This is a genomic window from Peterkaempfera griseoplana, from assembly GCF_001418575.1.
Taxonomy (GTDB): domain Bacteria; phylum Actinomycetota; class Actinomycetes; order Streptomycetales; family Streptomycetaceae; genus Peterkaempfera; species Peterkaempfera griseoplana.
Map to the genome: position 1 here is coordinate 1 of NZ_LIQR01000770.1, position 1199 is coordinate 1199.

Genomic DNA, 1199 nt, shown 5'->3' on the forward strand with positions numbered 1-1199 from the left:
GCGGGCGGTCCGGTCGCTGGGGTGCCTGGGTCATGGCGTGCTCTCCCCCGAGAGGCTGGCATGGCGGGGGACGGCCGGGGGCCGTACCCGGTGCGGCCATGGTTCCGCCGGAACGTGGCGGTTACACCCCCCGCGTCCCAACCGCAACCGAACGGAGGGCGCGGTCGCGACACCGAGCGCTCACCCGGGCGTGGCCGCGCCCTGTCATGCGTGGGACGATGGGCCCGGCAACCGGGACGCGGCGAAAGGCGGGTCGGCCTCCTTGACCGAGAACAGCAACCTCCTGGCCGAGCAGCGGCGGGCGCTGATCCTCGATGAGGTCCGGCGCCGCGGGGGCGTCCGCGTCAATGAGCTCACCCGCAGGCTCGGGGTCTCGGACATGACGATCCGCCGGGATCTGGACGCCCTCGCCCGGCAGGGCGCGGTGGAGAAGGTGCACGGCGGCGCGGTGCCGGTCGAGGAGGCCCGCACCCATGAGCCGGGCTTCGAGGCCAAGTCGTCGCTGGAGCTGTCCGCCAAGGAGGAGATCGCCCGGGCCGCGGCCCGGCTGGTCTCGCCCGGCAGTGCGGTGGCCCTCTCCGGCGGCACCACCACCTATGCGCTGGCGCACCGGCTGACCCAGGTGGAGAACCTCACGGTGGTGACCAACTCGGTCCGGGTCGCCGATGTCTTCGAGCGCTCGCTGCGGCAGGGCGGCGGGGCGGGCACCACGGTGGTCCTCACCGGCGGGGTGCGTACGCCGTCGGACTCCCTGGTGGGCCCGATCGCCGACCGGGCGATCCGCTCGCTCCACTTCGACCTGCTCTTCCTGGGCTGCCACGGCATCTCACCGGAGGCGGGGCTCTCCACGCCCAACCTGGCGGAGGCGGAGACCAACCGGAGCTTTGTGGCCTCCACCCGGCGGCTGGTGGTGGTGGCCGACCACACCAAGTGGGGCACGGTGGGCCTGTCGACGTTCGCCGCGCTGGACGAGGTGGACACCTGGGTCAGCGATCCGGGGCTCCCGGCGGAGGCACGCGAGGCGGCCCGGGAGCACGTCCGGGAGCTGGTGCTGGCGGGCGCGCCCGACTGAGCCCCCGTCCGCCGCCGCAAGGCGCCCTCCCGGGGCGCTCGGGTCCCGCGTACGATGACGCCGTCGGTGCTTCCCGGCGGCCGGCGGCGGTCCACCGGGGCGCACCCGGGGGCGCGTTGGCCGGTGG

The 1199-nt window shown here is 75.1% G+C and carries 1 protein-coding gene; it reads left to right on the top strand.

All coding sequences use genetic code 11. The annotated features are described in order from the left end of the window. Window positions 1-262 precede the first annotated feature (262 nt). On the top strand, window positions 263-1072 hold the full coding sequence (locus AOK09_RS36635; RefSeq protein ID WP_055591479.1) for a DeoR/GlpR family DNA-binding transcription regulator: 810 nt from the start codon (window positions 263-265) through the stop codon (window positions 1070-1072). Window positions 1073-1199 lie beyond the last annotated feature (127 nt).